At 70.3% G+C, this 17071-nt stretch carries 17 protein-coding genes; 10 read left to right on the top strand and 7 right to left on the bottom strand.

Annotation, left to right across the window (positions count from 1 at the left end; genetic code table 11):
* Nucleotides 1–236: 236 nt before the first annotated feature.
* From NE358_RS00385 to NE358_RS00395, 3 genes are all read left to right on the top strand, one after another.
* A complete protein-coding gene (locus NE358_RS00385) occupies nucleotides 237–1571 on the top strand; it encodes a quaternary amine ABC transporter ATP-binding protein (protein WP_103207294.1) in 1335 nt (444 codons plus the stop codon).
* The gene (locus tag NE358_RS00390; protein ID WP_289940356.1) at nucleotides 1571–2575 is read left to right on the top strand and encodes an ABC transporter permease; all 1005 of its coding nucleotides are present in this window, start codon (nucleotides 1571–1573) and stop codon (nucleotides 2573–2575) included. The genes NE358_RS00385 and NE358_RS00390 overlap by 1 nt, the downstream gene beginning before the upstream one ends.
* A gap of 137 nt (nucleotides 2576–2712) precedes the next feature.
* Nucleotides 2713–3618, top strand: coding sequence for a glycine betaine ABC transporter substrate-binding protein (locus tag NE358_RS00395; RefSeq protein ID WP_141376973.1), 906 nt, complete (start codon nucleotides 2713–2715; stop codon nucleotides 3616–3618).
* Nucleotides 3619–3736: 118 nt separating this feature from the next.
* Here NE358_RS00395 and NE358_RS00400 read toward each other — a convergent pair whose 3' ends face one another.
* Nucleotides 3737–4468 (bottom strand): YqjF family protein, encoded by a 732-nt coding sequence (locus tag NE358_RS00400; protein ID WP_289940357.1) that lies wholly within the window; start codon nucleotides 4466–4468, stop codon nucleotides 3737–3739.
* Nucleotides 4469–4548: 80 nt separating this feature from the next.
* On the opposite strand from NE358_RS00400, the gene NE358_RS00405 reads away from it, so the two are divergent.
* Complete coding sequence (locus NE358_RS00405; protein WP_246078151.1) at nucleotides 4549–4776, top strand: DUF3253 domain-containing protein; 228 nt, start codon at nucleotides 4549–4551, stop codon at nucleotides 4774–4776.
* Nucleotides 4777–5267: 491 nt separating this feature from the next.
* Here the strand turns inward: NE358_RS00405 and NE358_RS00410 are convergent, their stop codons facing one another.
* The 4 genes from NE358_RS00410 to purL all read right to left on the bottom strand — a co-directional run bounded on the left by NE358_RS00410 (nucleotide 5268) and on the right by purL (nucleotide 9714).
* Nucleotides 5268–6005 (bottom strand): hypothetical protein, encoded by a 738-nt coding sequence (locus NE358_RS00410; protein WP_258873542.1) that lies wholly within the window; start codon nucleotides 6003–6005, stop codon nucleotides 5268–5270.
* A 33-nt stretch (nucleotides 6006–6038) separates the two neighbouring features.
* Nucleotides 6039–7031, bottom strand: coding sequence for a hypothetical protein (locus NE358_RS00415; protein ID WP_141376969.1), 993 nt, complete (start codon nucleotides 7029–7031; stop codon nucleotides 6039–6041).
* A gap of 144 nt (nucleotides 7032–7175) precedes the next feature.
* On the bottom strand, nucleotides 7176–7313 hold the full coding sequence (locus tag NE358_RS00420; RefSeq protein WP_170210666.1) for a hypothetical protein: 138 nt from the start codon (nucleotides 7311–7313) through the stop codon (nucleotides 7176–7178).
* A gap of 58 nt (nucleotides 7314–7371) precedes the next feature.
* On the bottom strand, nucleotides 7372–9714 hold the full coding sequence (purL, locus tag NE358_RS00425) for a phosphoribosylformylglycinamidine synthase subunit PurL (RefSeq protein WP_289940362.1): 2343 nt from the start codon (nucleotides 9712–9714) through the stop codon (nucleotides 7372–7374).
* Nucleotides 9715–10057: 343 nt separating this feature from the next.
* Here purL and NE358_RS00430 point away from each other — a divergent pair, with 343 nt between their 5' ends.
* Nucleotides 10058–11047: a glycerate kinase gene (locus NE358_RS00430; protein ID WP_289940366.1), complete on the top strand. Its 990-nt coding sequence runs from the start codon at nucleotides 10058–10060 to the stop codon at nucleotides 11045–11047.
* 214 nt (nucleotides 11048–11261) lie between these two features.
* On the opposite strand, the gene NE358_RS00435 is transcribed toward NE358_RS00430, so the two are convergent.
* Both NE358_RS00435 and fdhD read right to left on the bottom strand, forming a co-directional pair.
* Nucleotides 11262–13586: an FdhF/YdeP family oxidoreductase gene (locus NE358_RS00435; RefSeq protein WP_103207267.1), complete on the bottom strand. Its 2325-nt coding sequence runs from the start codon at nucleotides 13584–13586 to the stop codon at nucleotides 11262–11264.
* 60 nt (nucleotides 13587–13646) lie between these two features.
* The gene (fdhD, locus tag NE358_RS00440; protein WP_289940372.1) at nucleotides 13647–14537 is read right to left on the bottom strand and encodes a formate dehydrogenase accessory sulfurtransferase FdhD; all 891 of its coding nucleotides are present in this window, start codon (nucleotides 14535–14537) and stop codon (nucleotides 13647–13649) included.
* Between the two features lie 310 nt (nucleotides 14538–14847).
* Here fdhD and NE358_RS00445 point away from each other — a divergent pair, with 310 nt between their 5' ends.
* From NE358_RS00445 to NE358_RS00465, 5 genes are read left to right on the top strand one after another with little or no spacing between them, the layout of a single operon-like run.
* Nucleotides 14848–15330 (top strand): Asp23/Gls24 family envelope stress response protein, encoded by a 483-nt coding sequence (locus NE358_RS00445; protein WP_103207261.1) that lies wholly within the window; start codon nucleotides 14848–14850, stop codon nucleotides 15328–15330.
* On the top strand, nucleotides 15327–15515 hold the full coding sequence (locus NE358_RS00450; protein ID WP_103207258.1) for a DUF2273 domain-containing protein: 189 nt from the start codon (nucleotides 15327–15329) through the stop codon (nucleotides 15513–15515). The genes NE358_RS00445 and NE358_RS00450 overlap by 4 nt, the downstream gene beginning before the upstream one ends.
* On the top strand, nucleotides 15512–15904 hold the full coding sequence (locus tag NE358_RS00455) for an Asp23/Gls24 family envelope stress response protein (RefSeq protein ID WP_103207256.1): 393 nt from the start codon (nucleotides 15512–15514) through the stop codon (nucleotides 15902–15904). The genes NE358_RS00450 and NE358_RS00455 overlap by 4 nt, the downstream gene beginning before the upstream one ends.
* Nucleotides 15904–16482 carry an Asp23/Gls24 family envelope stress response protein gene (locus NE358_RS00460; protein WP_141376960.1) on the top strand — a complete coding sequence of 193 codons (579 nt, stop codon included), beginning with the start codon at nucleotides 15904–15906 and terminating at the stop codon, nucleotides 16480–16482. The genes NE358_RS00455 and NE358_RS00460 overlap by 1 nt, the downstream gene beginning before the upstream one ends.
* Nucleotides 16482–17069 (top strand): hypothetical protein, encoded by a 588-nt coding sequence (locus NE358_RS00465; RefSeq protein ID WP_103207251.1) that lies wholly within the window; start codon nucleotides 16482–16484, stop codon nucleotides 17067–17069. The genes NE358_RS00460 and NE358_RS00465 overlap by 1 nt, the downstream gene beginning before the upstream one ends.
* Nucleotides 17070–17071 lie beyond the last annotated feature (2 nt).

Raw genomic sequence — 17071 nt, forward strand, 5'->3', positions numbered from 1 at the left:
TTGCCAGGGAATCCGTCAGCGTGAAACGTTTGTAGAGGCCCGATCACGGGCCGCCCACCCGACCAGTCCGCGGTCGCCGGTGACGACTCGGGGGAGTCGGCCCGGTGAGCGTACGGTCGGCGGCCTGAGCGCCGGATCCGATATCCGACGCTGACGTGCTCCACCCCCGGAGAGCGCCGACGGCTGCCACCCGGGCGTGACCGCTGCGGCCACCCGAGGCCGCTGAGGTGCACACAGTGACCCATCCGCCTGCCTCTGCGGCGCCCGCTTCCACGGCGCCCGCTCTCGCCGCCAAGAATCTCTTCAAGGTCTTCGGCCGCGCCCCTCAGGCCGCCGTCGACAAGCTCCGCTCCGGCGCCCGACGCGAAGACGTGGCCGACGACGGGACCGCCGCCGTCATCGACGCCAGCTTCGAGGTACAGCCGGGCGAGATCTTCGTCATCATGGGCCTCTCCGGTTCCGGCAAGTCCACGATCATCCGCATGCTCAACGGCCTGCACGAGGCCACCGCCGGAACCGTCGAGGTGAAGGGCGATGCCCTCACCGGCGTCGGCGCCTCGCGCCTGCGGTCGCTCCGGCGCGATCGCCTCGCGATGGTCTTCCAGCACTTCGCGCTCCTGCCGCACCGCACGGTCGCGGCGAATGTCGCGTACCCCCTCGAGCTCCGCGGCGTCGGCAAGACCGAGCGCCTCGCCAAGGCGAACGAGATCCTCGCGCTCGTCGGACTCGAGGGCTGGGGCGACAAGCTCCCCTCCGCACTCTCGGGCGGAATGCAGCAGCGCGTGGGCATCGCCCGTGCGCTCGCCGCCGACACCGACATCCTGCTGATGGACGAGGCGTTCAGCGCCCTCGACCCCCTCATCCGTCGAGAGATGCAGGAGCAGCTGCTCGAGCTGCAGCGGACGCTGAAGAAGACCATCGTCTTCATCACGCACGACCTCAACGAGGCGATGTTCCTCGGCGACCGCATCGCCGTCATGCGCGACGGCCGCATCGTGCAGATCGGTACGCCCGAAGACATCCTCACCGACCCGGCGAACGATTACGTCGAGCAGTTCGTGCAGGACGTCGACCGTGCCCGCGTGCTCACCGCCGGCAACGTCATGGAGCGCCCGCGTCCGCGCGTCGACGCCTCCGCCGGACCCCGCACGGCGCTGCGCCAGATGCGCGACGCCTACATGTCGGCCGTCTACGTCACCGATCGCGACCGCAAGCCGCTCGGCATCATCACCGACCGCGACGCCATCAAGCTCGTCCGCGCCGGCGAGAACTCGCTGCTCGGCAAGCTCAAGCCGCTCCCGCAGAGCGTCGGCGTCGACGACGTGCTGATGAACCTGTTCGTGCCGTCGGTCGAATCACCCCTTCCTCTCGCCGTCCTCGACGCCGACGGTCGCCTCGCCGGAGTCATCCCGCGCGTGACCCTGCTCGCCGCTCTCGGCCCCGGTCCCACCGCCACCGAGGAGCTCACCGTGCTGCCCCAGCCCCTTCCCTCCGCCGAGATCGACGCGGCGCTCGACGGGACCCCCGCCGACGCCGGGGTCACGGCATCCGAGACCGAGGGGGTGCGCTGATGAACGGTTTCCGTATCCCGGTCGGCTCCTGGGTGGATGCCGGCGTGGACTGGGTCCGCGACAACCTCTCGGGCCTGTTCGACGTCGTCGCCCTGGTCGTGCGCTTCCTCGTCGGCGGGCTCAGCGACGTACTGCTCGCCGCTCCCATCGTCGTGGTCATCGTCATCGCGGCCGCCCTCGCGTGGCTGCTGCGCTCGTGGAAGCTCGCCCTGGGAACAGTGATCGGTTTCGCCCTCATCCTCGCGATGGGCCAGTGGGTCACCGCGATGCAGACGCTGGCGCTCGTTCTCGTGGCCACCATCGTGGCCGTGGCGATCTCGGTGCCGTTGGGGATCTGGTCGGCACGCAACGCCACCGTCCGCGCGGTGCTCAAGCCGATCCTCGACTTCATGCAGACGATGCCCGCCTTCGTCTACCTGATCCCGGCGATCACGTTCTTCAGCATCGGTGTAGTACCCGGCGTGGTCTCCACCGTCATCTTCGCTCTGCCCCCGGGGGTGCGTCTGACCGAGCTCGGCATCCGCGGGGTCGACTCCGAGACCGTCGAGGCGGGACACGCGTTCGGGGCCACCCCCGGGCAGATCCTCCGCGGCATCCAGCTCCCGCTCGCGATGCCCACGATCATGGCGGGCGTCAACCAGGTCATCATGCTCGCGCTGTCGATGGCGGTCGTGGCCGGCATCGTCGGAGCCGACGGCCTGGGTAAAGAGGTCGTGCAGTCGATCTCGACCGTCAACCTGCCCAAGGGCGTCGAGGCGGGCCTGAGCGTCGTCGTCCTCGCCGTGTACCTCGACCGGCTCACCGCGGCCCTCGGCAACCGGGCCGACAACCGCGGTTCGTTGCTGGGCGTGCTGGCTCGGCGCCGGGCCGCGCGTTCCGCCGCGGCCGTCGCCGCCGGAGCCACTGCGGCGTCGCGCGTCGACACCACCTCGGCGGATGTCGCGAGCGAGGCCGAGCGTGAGAAGGCCTCGCCGCGTCGCGCGCCGGTGTCGTCGGGGCGCTGAGTCCCGGCATCCCTCCCTCGTTCTCCGGCGCGAGGGGTCGATTTCCGTCGCACAGGCGAGCTCTCGGCGACAGCGAACGACCCCTCACCCGGGGAAGCACCCACGGAATCACATACGAAACGGAAGAGAACACAGTAATGAACAAGCGACACCTCACCTCCGCCCTCGCCCTCGGCGCCGCGGGCGCCCTGCTGCTCGGCGGCTGCGCGAGCGGCAACATGGCCGAAGGCGGCTCGGGCGACGGCGGCGAGAAGGGCACGATCACCCTCGGCTTCCTGCCCTCGTGGACCGACGGGCTCAGCACCGCGTACCTGCTCGAAGACCAGCTCGGCAAGCTCGGCTACAAGGTCGAGATGCAGACCCTCACCGAGGCGGGTCCGCTCTACACCGGTCTCGCCCAGGGCGACGTCGACATCTACCCTTCGGCTTGGCCCGAGCTGACGCACAAGTCGTACATGGACCGCTACGGCGACAAGATCGAAGACCTGGGCGCGTACTACGACAACGCCAAGCTGACCATCGCGGTGCCCAGCTACGTCGACATCGACTCGATCGACCAGCTCAAGGGCAACGCCGCGCGCTTCGACGGCCGCATCTACGGCATCGAGCCGGGTGCCGGCCTCACCACCCAGACGCAGGAGACCATGCTTCCCGGCTACGGCCTCGACGGCGAGTTCGAGCTGGTGACCTCCTCGACCGCGGCGATGCTCACCGAGCTCGACAACGCGATCGCGGCGAAGAAGGACATCGCCGTGACGCTGTGGCGTCCGTTCTGGGCCAATGACGCCTACGACGTCAAAGACCTCGAAGACCCGCAGGGCCTCATGGGCGACCCCGAGGCCCTCCACTTCCTCGGCACCTCGGGCTTCGAAGAGAAGTACCCGGATGCCGCTGAGTTGATCAAGGGCATCCAGCTCGACGACGAGCAGTACGGCTCGCTCGAAGACCTCGTGGTCAACGAGTACGGCGAGGGCCGCGAGGCCGAGGCCGTGGACGCCTGGCTCGAGAAGAACCCCTCGGCGTTCTCGACGCAGCGCGACTGACCTCTCACACGACGACGCCCCCTTCGCCCTCGCGGTGGAGGGGGCGTCGTCGTGGGGCACGGGCAGGCGGTGCCGCGAACCCGTGAGGAGTCGTCGGCGAGGCCCGTTGGCCGCGGGCTCACCCGATCGCGTGAGTTCTCGTGAAACGCGTGATGAAGCCGGGGTGGTCGGCGGGCATCGCCAGCACTGAGTCGGGGGTGCGTCCGGCGAGCTGGGGGAAGCCGGAGTCGGCGACGAGGCCGTCGTCGAGGACGTCGAGCTCGGCGGTGACCAGCGGCCAGGGCTCGTGCGCGTTGGCGGCCCAGATCGTGCGGCCGAGGTGCCGCTCGTGGAAGCCCCAGCGCGCGGTGAGAAAGCGCGACAGGGGCGTGTCGACCGTGTCGGTGCCGAGTGCGGCCCGCACCCGGGTTCCCGGATGCCGACCCCCGTGACGCCGTGACCGGAACTCGATGCGAGCCCCCTCGGTACGCACTCCCGTCCGGGCCCACCGATACGGCAGGCCGAACAGGGCGCGAGCGGCGAGGACGGGAGCGAGGTGCTCGGCCTCGAGCGTGCGGAAGACGACCCCGCGGCGACCCTCGTCGTCGACGGCGTACGTGCGCACGTTGATCTCGGTGAAGGTGCCCAACAGCGGTACCGGTGGCAGCGGCAGGAACCGGAACTCGCTCAGCACGAACGGCACGAGGCCCACCCAGGCGGAGCCGTCGTGCACGTCGGGGCGGGTCCCCGGTGGGAGGAGCCGCGCCACCTCGCCCGGATCGACGCGCCAGTGCACGAAGACGGCACGGCTCCAGCGCTGCGCGATGACGGCGCGTCCGGGCAGGTCAGGGGCGTGGCGCTCGGTGATCACCGGGCCATTGTGGCCCCGTCGCCTCGGCGCGGAGGGACACTGGACAGATGGTCCCGTCATCTGGTGCAGACCCTCGGCTCGTGGCATCCATCCGCGAACTGCTCGCGGCGCGCGACGCCGGCAAGACGATCTGCCCGTCCGAGGCCGCGCGCGCGGTCGGCGGCGAGGACTGGCGCGAGCTCATGCAGCCGGCACGCGACGCCGCGCATTCGCTGGTCGAGCGGGGAGAGGTCGAGGTCACGCAGAAGGGCGAGGTGGTCGACGTGACCACCGCCCGGGGGCCGGTACGGATTCGTCGCGTGCGCTGAGACGGCTGCTGTGGCCGCCGCAGAATCGGAGATTCGTACCGGAATCGGATGCCAGCGACCTTGGCATCCGATTCTGCGGCAATTTTCCGGTTCTGCGGTGCGGTGCGGTGCGGCGGGGCGGGTGCTCGCTGAGGCGCCCGTGTTCGGCAGCTCGAGGCGGGGCCGAGTCGGGAGATGGACCCGGTGGTGGGGCGCCCCACCCATCGCAGAATCGGAGATTCGCACCGGAATCGGATGCCACGGGGTCTCGGAATCCGATTCTGGTTCGGTGTTCCGATTCTGCGGGTGGTGCGGGTGGTCGCGCGCGGGTGTCGCTGAGGGCGCGGGTTTCTCAGATCGCGACGCGTTCGTGAGGTGGTGAGGTTGCCGCGGGCGCATCGTCCGTCGTGAAATCGGATATTGTCACCGGAATCGGATGCCAGAGGGCGCGGCATCCGATTCTGCTGCGGTGTTCCGACTTCGGGGCGCATCGGCCCCGGAGGCGGGCACGGTCAGGCGGCGGAGCCGGGCGCGGTCTCGGCCGGGGGCGCGGATGCCGGGGGCGCGGTCGCTGCCCGCGGGAGTTCGAGAGCCACCTTCTTCTCGAGCACGTCGACGGCCTCGTCGGACAGCAGGATCAGCCCGTCGAGCTCCTCACGGACGCGTTTGTACGCGAGCTGGCGTTCGCTCGGTGTGGCGGCCTGGTCGGTCGCGACGGTGAGCAGCTGCTTGGCGGTGTCGAGGCGTTTGCGCTCGTCGGGGGTGAAGGCGGCGTCCTTGACACGTCGGGCGTCGCGCTCGGCGACGTCGAAGGCGACCTCGTAGTCGGTGACGGCGTCGCGATACTCTCGCAGCCGTTCGGGAGTGAGCGTCTCGCCGTCGTCGGGGCGAAGGTTGTCGGCGGCCTTCTTCGCCCGCAGGAAAGCGGCGGTGAGCGGCTGGCGTCCGTCGCTCATCGCGGGATAGGTGATGAGCTTCGACGCGTCGAGTTCGTACTCGAGCCAGCGGTGGGTGACGGCGTCCTGTGCCGCGACGACGCGCTGCTGTCCGTCGGTGGGGGCCGCAAGGGGGGTGGCGCTGGCGGCGGTCGCGCCGCCCTGTGCGCGGATCAGCTCGAGTTGTTCGCGGTGGCGTCGCCGCGCGGTGACCTCGCGGTGCTTCACCCGTGCGTTGATGGCGCCCATCGTCATTCCGAAGAGGGGGAAGACGAGCCACCAATAGCTGCCGGCGAAGGTCCAGAAGTGATCCACGGCGTCATGCTACGCCGCTCTCCCCAGCGGTTCTCACAAAGGCGATGTCGGCGGCCGATCGCGTGCGGGAGGCGGCCACACCGAGCCGTTCCGCGGCCGCGAATCACCGGCATCCGGGGTCTTCTTCTGGGCTCGTCTGGCGCCTCGCTCGCTCCAGCTGCGAGCGGCCGCTCGGCCCATCGACTCCATCGAGCGGGCGAGGGCGCGCTGAGCCGTCTCGGCCAGGTCGGATGCCACACGCGTCCACGCGTCGTCGCTCTGGGTGTTCGGCTGCTCGCGGTCGCCGCGACGGGCCGCCCGCTCGGCGCGGTCGAAGGCGTGGGCGGTGCGGCGCACGGCGTCGCGATAGGCGAGGAAGTCGGCCGGCTCGAGCCGCGTCTGCACCGAGGCCGGACGCAGCCACTGCGCCTTCTCGTGCGCGCGCAGGAAATCCGCCAGCAGGGGCGAGCGGGAGTCGCTCATCTGCGGGAAGTCGATGGCGAGGCCGGGGTCGGTCTCGTAGGCCATCCACCGGGCGAGGATCGCATCGTGCTCGGCCAGCAGACGGGCGACGGGAAGCGGTGCGCTGCCCGAGCGGATCGCCGGGAGCATGGCCTTTGCGGCTTTGACTCCCGCGCGGCGGGCACGTACCTCGGCCATCGCGGCACGCAGATCTCGTTGTGCATCGGTCAGGCGGCCGCGCGCGGCGGATACCGCGTCGGACGACACCCGGGATGCCGCCCGCTCGGCCTGGGCGCGGACTACCTCGGCGTCGGCGACCTTGACGTCGGCGCGTCCGCGGGTGACGGCGGTGCGCGCGACCTGGAGGTCGAGCACGGCGGCGTCGAGTTCGAGGCGGCGTGCGGCGGCTTTGCCGAGGGGACGCGTTGACCAGGCGCGGACGGCTCGACCGGTCGTGGTCGTCGCACCGGCGGGAAGCGCATGCTGGCGCGAACGGCGCACGCCGAGCCAACCGACGGTGCCCGCACCGGCCGCTGCCGGGCCGATCCACCACCAGTCGACCAGAAGGGCCATCAGCGGTTCCACGGTCCCCATGCTATGCCGGGCCTCCGACAGCAGGCTGGGCGTCGGGCCGGAATCCGCAGCCGTGGGCCGGGTGCGCCGGCGCCGGGGGCGCCTGTTGCCGCCCCGGCGACAGAAGGCGACCCCGACTGCCGGGGACCGAGGGACTCAGCCGAGGATCAGCGAGATCACCGTGGCACCGCCGCCGGTGAGCACGAGGGCGCCGATCACGACCCACGCGGTGATCTTGACGCGCTTCTGACGCTTGTCGCTGAACACGGTCATGTCGTCGTCGTCATCGGTCATCGCGCGTCTCCTCTCGGCGGTGCGGTGCGGTGCGGTCCGGTGCCCCGGGTCTGAGGCCTCAGGCCGCCGGCTCCGAGACGGTGGGTCCGAAGACCGCGGGGAGCGTCTCGGTCGACAGGCGACGCAGCTCCGAGACGGCGACGGTGAAGACGTCCTGGATCTCGAGGGCGGCCTCGGTGCCGGGCTCGACGTCGGTCACGCCGATGCGCAGCACCGGGTAGCCGCGGCCGTCGCACAATCCGCGGAACTTCACGTCCTCTTCGCGCGGAACGCTCACCAGCACGCGGCCGGTCGACTCGCTGAACAGGGCGGCCGTGGCATCCACGCCGTCGCGCTCCATGAGCTCGGTCAGCCAGACGCGAGCGCCGACGCCGAAGCGCAGGACGCCCTCGGCGAGGGCCTGAGCGAGACCGCCCGATGACAGGTCGTGCGCGCTCGAGACGAGCGACTGCGAGCCCGCGGCCTGCAGCAGCTCGGCGAGCTTGCGCTCCTGGGCGAGGTCGACCTTCGGCGGGCGACCGCCGAGGTGGTCGTGGATCGTGCCGGCCCACTGCGAACCGTCGAGCTCGTCGGCGGTGATGCCGAGCAGGTAGAGGTTCTCGCCGGCATCCTGCCATCCGCTCGGGATGCGCGCGGCGACGTCGTCGATGATGCCCAGGACGCCCACGACGGGGGTCGGGTGGATCGGCTGGTCGCCGGTCTGGTTGTAGAACGAGACGTTTCCGCCCGTGACCGGGATGCCGAGCTCGAGGCATCCATCGCTCAGACCCTCGACGGCCTGGCTGAACTGCCACATGACCTCGGGGTTCTCGGGGCTGCCGAAGTTGAGGCAGTCGGTGACGGCGGTGGGCACCGCACCCGTGACGGCGACGTTGCGGTACGCCTCGGCCAGCGCCAGCTTCGCGCCGTTGTAGGGGTCGAGCTGGTTGTAGCGGCCGTTGCAGTCGGTCGCGATCGCGAAGCCGAGGCCGGTCTCTTCGTCGACGCGGATCATGCCGGCGTCATCGGGGAAGCTCAGCGCGGTGTTGCCGAGCACGTAGTAGTCGTACTGGTTCGTGATCCACGAGGTGTCGGCGAGGTTCGGGCTCGCGACGAGGGTCGTGAACTGGTCGCGCAACACATCGTTGTCGGTCGTGCGAGGCAGTTTCGTTGCGGAGTCGGCCTGAAGGGCGTCGATCCACGTGGGGTACGCGACAGGGCGCTCGTAGACGGGGCCGTCGACCGCGACGGTCGAGGGGTCGACGTCGACGATGCGCTCGCCGTACCAGTCGATGACGAGCCGGCCGTCGCCGGTGACCTCGCCCAGCACGCTCGTCTCGACGTCCCACTTGCCGACGACGGCGAGGAAGGCGTCGAGCTTCTCGGGCGCGACGATCGCCATCATGCGCTCCTGGCTCTCGCTCATGAGGATCTCCTCGGGCGTGAGCGAGGGGTCGCGCAGCAGCACCTTTGAGAGCTCGACTCTCATGCCGCTGTCGCCGTTGGCGGCGAGCTCGCTCGTGGCGCACGAGATGCCCGCGGCACCGAGGTCTTGGATCGCCTCGACCAGATCGTCCTTGTACAGCTCGAGGCAGCACTCGATGAGCACCTTCTCGGCGAACGGGTCGCCCACCTGCACCGCGGGACGCTTGGTGGGTCCGCCGTCGGCGAAGGTGTCGGATGCCAGGATGCTGGCGCCGCCGATGCCGTCGCCACCCGTGCGGGCACCGAACAGCACGACCTTGTTGCCGACGCCCGTGGCATTGGCGAGCTTGATGTCTTCGTGACGCATGACGCCGACCGCGAGGGCGTTGACGAGCGGGTTGCCCTGGTAGACGGCGTCGAAGACCGTCTCGCCGCCGATGTTGGGCAGGCCCAGGCAGTTGCCGTAGAACGAGATGCCGCTGGTCACGCCGTGCACGACGCGCGGGGTGTCGGGGTGGTCGATCGCGCCGAAACGCAGCTGGTCCATGACCGCCACGGGTCGTGCGCCCATCGAGATGATGTCGCGCACGATGCCGCCGACGCCCGTGGCCGCGCCCTGGAAGGGTTCGATGTAGCTGGGGTGGTTGTGCGACTCGACCTTGAAGGTGACCGCCCAGCCGTCGCCCACGTCGACGACGCCGGCGTTCTGGCCCATTCCGACCATGAGGCGGGTCTTCATCTCGTCGCTGACCTTCTGGCCGAACTGGCGCAGGTAGATCTTGCTCGACTTGTACGAGCAGTGCTCGCTCCACATGACCGAGTACATCGCCAACTCACCGCTGGTGGGGCGGCGGCCCAGAATCTCGCGGATCTGGGCGTACTCGTCGCTCTTGAGGCCGAGGGCGCCGTACGGCTGTTCTTTCTCGGGCGTGGCGATCGCGTTCTCGACGGTATCGGCGAGAGCCGTGCGGGCGGCGGAGGGGTTCGGGGTGGTCACGCGGCTGAGCTCCAAGAATCGCAGGGGCCGGACGCCAGTCAGTCTAGTTGGGTGGTCCGACGCGGCAGGGCGGTGGGTCGTCGGGAAACGTGCCCGTGACATGCCGGCGCTAGCGTGACCTGCATGTACGAAGACTTCGGACGCTGACGAGCCCACGGCCTCGCGCGACCGATCAGCCTGTACGGCTGCGGGAGGGGGGTGCGCGCGCGCCGTCGTCGCGCACCCCCCTCCGCCTCGTACCGGACACGCTCGCGGCTCTGCGGTCACCGCTCGACCGCGGGCACGGGATGATGGGGACGGGCCGGGGCTCTGCCTCCCCGTCCCGGAACGGCACAGCATGCGCGTGGTCATCGCCCCCGACAAGTTCAAGGGCACGCTGACCGCGCGTGAGGCGGCGGATGCCATGGCCCTCGCCGTGCGCGACAGGTGGTCCGGCGCCGAGATCGCGATCGTGCCGATGGCCGACGGCGGAGACGGTACCCTCGACGCCCTCGGCGGGGCGAACGTCTACGACGAGGTGACCGGACCGCTCGGCGAACCCGTGCGCGCCGCCTGGCGGCTCGACGGTCGAGCCGCCGTGATCGAGGCGGCGGCGGCATCCGGGCTCCTCCTGGCCGGGGGAGCGGACGCGAACGATCCCTGGGCCGCCACCACCCGTGGCGTCGGCGAGCTCATCGCGCGCGCTCTCGAGGCGGGATCGACACGGGTGGTCGTGGGCAGCGGGGGTGTCGCCTCCACCGACGGCGGGCGCGGCGCGATCGAGGCGTTGAACGCTCACGTGCCCTTCGCTCCCGGGCGGGTGACGGTGCTCACGGACACGACGACGACGTTCGCTCACGCGGCGACGGTCTTCGCTCCGCAGAAGGGCGCGGCCCCCGAGCTCGTCGCCCGCCTGACGGAGCGACTGAGGACGGATGCCGAGGAGTGGGCGGCGCGCTTCGGTGCCGACGTCGCCGATGTTCCCCGGTCGGGGGCGGCGGGCGGTCTCTCGGGCGCTCTGCTCGCCGCCGGTGCTGAGGTCGTGGACGGTGCGGCGTACGTCGCGCACGCGCTCGGGCTGACCGAGGCGCTCGCGGTCTCCGACCTCGCCCTCACCGGCGAGGGCGCCTTCGACGCGACGAGTACCGCGGGCAAGGGCCCGGGACACGTCCTCGCCCTCGCCGCCCGTCTCCGCGTCCCCGCGGTCGTCATCGCGGGGGTCGTCACCGCGGATGCCGTCGGCTCGCGCGTCTTCTCCATGAGCGAGGTCCTCGGCGCCGAGCGCGCTCTCGGCGACGCCGCCGACGCGCTCCGCGTCACGACGACGCAAGCCCTCTGGCAGCTCGACCTCTGAGCCGCCGCGATGAGACGACGTCGGCGTCGGCGTCGGGTGGACGCGCAGCGCCTGCACCGTCGCTCGGGTCCGACGCCGGGAGTCCGATCTTCTCCCGAGGTCCGTGAACCGACGAGGGGCGATCGCGGGGATCGGATGAACGCAGGATCGGATGCCGCGGAATCACTCGTCCGATTTCGGCGCGATTCTCCGACTCTGTCGTGCGAACCCCGCGTCAGCCTCCGGTCTTCGCGATCCGCACCCGGATGTCCTTCATCAGCGGCTGATCGCTCTGGCGGCTGTAGTCGTCGGGGCCGAGCAGCACGTTCAGCTCGGGGAAATAGCCGGCGGCGCTACCACGCGGGGTGTCGTACTCCAGCGCGCGGAACGCGGTGACGCTGCGCACCGACCCGTCGCGCGAGGTGGCGACGATGTCGACGAGGTCGCCCTCGGCGATGCCGCGCTCCTTCATGTCGCGCCGGTTCATAAACACCAGCTCGCGGATGTTGCGGACGCCCCGGTAGCGGTCGTCGGCCGAGTAGATCGTGGTGTTCCACTGATCGTGCGAGCGCATGGTCTGCAGTACCAGCACGTCGGCCTCTGCGGGGATGACGTCGGGCAGCTCGGCATCCGAGAACTCCGCCTTGCCGGACGGCGTCTGGAAGTCGCGCTCACGGGCGGGTTGGGGGATACGGAAGCCGTACTGCTGGCGCACGAGCTCGTTGAAGCGCTCGAACCCGGGCAGCGCCTTGGCCATCGTGTCGCGGATGCGGTCGTAGTCGCCGACGTACCACTCCCATGGCGTGCCCGAGTCGGGCATGGTCGCCCGCGCGATGCGCGCGATGATCTCGGGCTCGCTGAGCAGGTGGGGCGACGCGGGCTTGCGGGAGCCGAGTGAGAGCATGACGGAGCTCATGGCGTCCTCGGTCGAGATCGACTGCGGGCCGGACTCCTGCTCGTCGCGCTCGGTGCGGCCGAGGCAGGGGAGGATGAGCGCCTTCTTGCCGTGCGTGAGGTGACTGCGGTTGAGTTTGGTGCTCACGTGCGCGGTCAGCTCGCACCGGCTCATGCCCTCGGCGGTGAGCGCGGTGTCGGGGGCGGCGCGCACGAAGTTACCCCCCATGCCGAGGAAGACCTTAAGATCGCCGCGGTGCAGGGCCGCCACCGTGTGCACGGTGTCGAGACCGGGCTCGCGGGGCGAGGTGATGCCGCAGACCTCGTCGAGCTTCGCGAGCCAGTCCTCGGTGGGCTTGTGGTTGATGCCGCACGTGCGGTTGCCCTGGACGTTGCTGTGACCGCGCACGGGAGAGGGACCCGTGCCCTTGCGGCCGACGTTGCCGCGCAGCAGCAGCAGGTTGACGATCTCGCGCACGGTGTCGACGCCGTGCTGGTGCTGGCTCACGCCCAGGCACCAGCTGATGACGCACGCCTTCGAGGCGAGGTAGACGGCGGCGGCTGCGCGGATCTCGGCCTCGGTGAGACCCGCCTGCTCGACCAGTTCGTCCCAGGTCGTGGCCTCGACGAGCGCGCGGTAAGCGTCGAGCCCGCTCGTGTACCGGTCGAGGAACGCCTGATCGAGGGCGCTCGGGTCGGTCTCGGACGCCTCGAAGACGACCTTGGCCATACCGCGGATCAGCGCGAGGTCGCCGCCCGGGCGCACCTGCAGGTTCATCGTGCTGGTCGGAGTCGAATGGAAGGTCGCCATGTCGACGATCTCGTGCGGAACGATCGTGCGGGTGCCGGCGACCTCGCGCAGAGGGTTGACGTGCACGATCTGCGCCCCGCGGTCGATGGCCTCGGCGAGGCTCGTCAACATGCGCGGCGCGTTCGAGGCGGCGTTCACCCCGAGGATGAACAGCGCGTCGGCGTTCTCCCAGTCCTCGAGGTCGGCGGTGCCCTTGCCCGTGGCGAGGGATGCCGTGAGCCCGCGGCCGGAGCCCTCGTGACACATGTTCGAGCAGTCGGGGAGATTGTTCGTCCCGAGTTCGCGCGCGAACAGCTGGTAGAGGAAGGACGCCTCGTTGCTCAGGCGACCCGAGGTGTAGAACGCGGCCTGGTCGGGGGAGTCCATCGCCGTGAGCTCGTGGGCGATCAGGCGGAACGCGTCGTTCCACGAGATCGGCACGTAGTGATCGGTCTCGGCGTCGTAGACCATGGGGCCGACGAGGCGACCCGCGTCCTCGAGCTCGAAGTCGCTCCACTGGGACAGCTCGCTCACGGAGTGCTCGGCGAAGAACTCCTTGCCGACGCGCTTGTGGGTCATCTCCCACGTGACGTGCTTGATGCCGTTCTCGCAGATGTCGAGGGTCACGCCCTTGTCGTCGGGCCACGCGCACCCGGGGCAGTCGAAGCCGCTCTTGGGGTGGTTCATCGTGAACATCGCCTTGGTGCCGGCGACCGGTTGGCGCTGCTCGAGCAGCACCTTACCGACGGTCAGAGCGGCGCCCCAGCCGGCGGCCGGGTGCTCGTAGGGCCCGGTACTCGACCACTCGCCGTCGACCCGTGGGCCGAGGCCTCCCTGGCGCGGTTCCTCGGTCATCAGTCCGAACGATTCACCCATGTTCACCCTCCGTGGATTCCGGCGTCGAGTCGATGGCATCCACACACCGCCCGCCTATCGTCAGCGTACGCTCGTCATCTTTTCGGCGGAGGGGGTTGTGGATGCCGGGGCCTCGGGGACACGGACGCGGTCGGCGCGCGTGTAGAGGTTCATACTGTTGCCGCGCACGAAGGCGGCGAGGGTCAGCCCGGCGCGCTCGGCGAGTTCGATCGCGAGAGACGACGGCGCCGAGACGGCGGAGAGCATCGGGATGCCGGCCATGACGGCTTTCTGCACGAGCTCGAAGCTGACGCGGCCCGAGACCTGCAGCACCGTGTCGCGGAGGGGGAGTCGGTCGTTCAACAGGGCCCAGCCCACGACCTTGTCGACGGCGTTGTGTCGCCCGACGTCTTCGCGGGCGACGAGCAGCTCGCCGGTCGCGGCGTCGAACAGGGCGGCGCCGTGCAGGCCGCCGGTCTTGTCGAACGTCTTCTGCTGCTCGCGGAGGCGATCGGGGAACGCCGCGACCTCGTGCGCCGACACCGAGAGGGGATCGGTGGAGACGTCGTACGTCGACACCTTCTCGACCGCCTCGATCGAGGCCGTGCCGCACACCCCGCACGAGCTCGTCGTATAGAACGAGCGCGCGATGTCGGGGGAAGGAAGAGCCACGCCCGGGGCCAGGGTGAGGTCGAGCACGTTGTAGGTGTTGCCGTCGGCGCCGCCGGTACCCGGCCCGCCGCAGTGGATCGCACGGGCGAAGTCCTCACCGCGGCTGATCACGCCCTCGGACACGAGGAAACCCGCCGCGAGCTCGACGTCGTGACCGGGCGTGCGCATCGTGACGGCCAACGGCGAGCCCGCGACGCGGATCTCGAGCGGTTCTTCGACCGCGACGGCATCCGGCCGCTGGCGGTTCGCGCCGTCGAGAGTGATGCGCGTCACTCGACGCGAGGCGGTGAGGCGGCCCATGTCAGGGCCGCGCCGAGGAGCAGAAGGGGGTCATGGGTCGAGCGTACGCCGGGCCTCCGACGTCGCGGGCGGGCGATCGAGGCGCGATGTCGACCGGATTCTCCGGACGGGGATGCCGGGCCGACCACGTCGTCGGGACGCGTCCCGCCGCGGAATCTCGTGGGAGATGGCCATCCGCATTCCCGCGGAGACAGATTCGCCGGACTTTTTCACGTCCGGCGTGACGATTCCTGCCCCCGGTACGTCTGAGTCATGTAGGCCGAAGCGCCCACCCCGGACACCCGGGTCCAGACATTCGAAAGGCACGGACATGGCTGAGAACGCCCCCACCACCCCCGCTGCGCAGAACGTCCCCCAGTCGGCGTCGCGCGTGAACCGTCCGCTCAACGGCCGCGGCCAGGACGCTCCCGTCGAGGGCAAGACCTCGATCGCCGAGGGCGTCGTCGCCAAGGTCGCCGGCATCGCGACCCGTGAGGTCGCCGGTGTGTACGCCCTGGGTGGCGGCGGAGCCCGCGCGCTCGGCGCCATCCGTGACGCGATCAACGCCACCGACCTGACGCAGGGCGTCAAGGTCGAGGTGGGCGAGACGCAGGCCGCCGCCGACATCACGATCGTCGTCGAGTACGGCGCCCCGATCCAGGAGGTCGCCGACCAGGTGCGCTCGCGCGTCGCCGGTGCCATCACCCGCCTCGTCGGCCTCGAGGTCGTCGAAGTCAACGTCGACGTGAACGACGTCCACATCCCGGGCGACGACAACAACGACGACGACAGCAACGAAAAGCGCGTCCAGTGAGCGCCTCCACCAAGGGCGCTCTCGCCGGCCTGGTACTGGCCCTCAGCGCTCTGATCTTCGGCTTCTGGGGCTTCATCCTCGTCGCCCTCTTCATGGCGATCGGCGTGGTCGTCGCTCGCATCACGGCGGGTGAACTCGACTTCGGCAACATCGTCAACGCCTTCAAGGGTCGGAGCACATCGTGACCACCGTCACCGCTTCCCCCGGGGTCGGCAACCGCACCACGGTTGCCGGCCCCGGCCTCCCCGCCGGTCGGGTGTCCATCTCCGACCGCGTACTGCAGAAGACGGCCGAGCGGGCCGCCGCCGACATCGTCGGTGTGGATGCCAAGAGCGTCCGCGTCGAGATCGTCTCGGCCCGCGACACCGCGGCGGTGCGCGTGACGACCCCGTTCCCCGTCCCCCGCCTCGACGACACCGAGGCCGTGCGCGCCGCGACTCCCGTGCTGGAGGCCGCGCGCGTCGCGCAGACCGAGCTGCGTTCGCGTCTGACCCACTTGTTCGGCCGCGAGATCTCGCGCGTCGACCTCACCATCTCGGGCGCTACCGCCCCTCAGCGAAAGCGAGTGCTGTGATGACTGACACCGTGCTCCGCACCGTCGTGCGTCGCGAGACCCACTCGCCCCGCACCGTGGCGATGCTCGTCGTGGTCGTGCTGCTGCTGCTCGTCCTCGCGTACGCCGCGGTCGAGATCATCCTCGACCTTGCCGGGGCCCAGCCCCTGCTGGCTTCCCCGGGTGAGGCGCTGAACGCCGTGGTCGCGGCGCCCACCGCTCTCATGCCGGCCGCCTTCATCGGCGGCGGGGTCGTCCTGGCCATCGTCGGACTCATCGTGCTCGTTCTGGCTCTCAAGCCCGGCCGCCTCTCGCGCCACGAGATGTCGTGGGGGGAGCGTGCCGTCGTCGTGGACAACGGCGTCGTGGCATCCGCCCTCGCTCAGCACCTCAGCAACGAATCGGGCATCGCGCGGGACGACATCGTCGTCGGCGTCGCCCACCGCTCCGTCGACGTGACGGTGCGGCCCCCGGTCGGCATCCCGGTCGACGAGGCGCAGCTGCGCCGCATCGTCGACGAGGAAGTCACCTCGTACAAGCTCTCGCCCGCCGTGCGCACCCACCTGCGCGTGCAGCGTCCCGACACCAAGGAGTCCTGATGAACGCGACGCGACGCGGTCTGAACCGCTTCCTGCTCTTCCTGGTCGCCCTGGTGCTGCTGGGCCTGGGCGCTCTCGCCCTCGTCGTGGGGCTCCTCCCGGGCGGTACCGGCACATGGGGCTCCGTCATGGGCGGCTTCCAGGGCTGGCTCGAGTCGCTGGGTCGTGAGTCCGCCGGCTGGGGCGCCGTCGCTGCGATCGTGGTGCTGGCCGTCATCCTCATCCTGATCGCCTCGGCCGCCGTGCGCGGTCGTCGTCAGGCCCCGCTGCAGTCCACCGGCAGTGCGAACGACGAGGGACGCATCACCGTCACCGACGGCTTCGCCTCCGAGGCACTGAAGAACGCGCTGGGCGAGCGTGACGAGATCCTCTCGTCTCGCATCACCGCCGGTGAGGTCGGAAAGCAGTCCGTGCTGCACGTGGCGGTCACCCCGCGTCAGAACACCTCGCCCCGTGAGGTCGCCGAGCACGTCGACACGCTGGTGACGAACCTTGCCGCGCTCACGGGCCAGAACCTGCGCGCCTACATCTCGATCCACTCGGGTCTGCGCGCGAAACTCGCGCGCGACAACACCCGCGTTCACTGACA

The sequence above is a fragment of the Sphingomonas sp. G5 genome, from assembly GCF_052660795.1.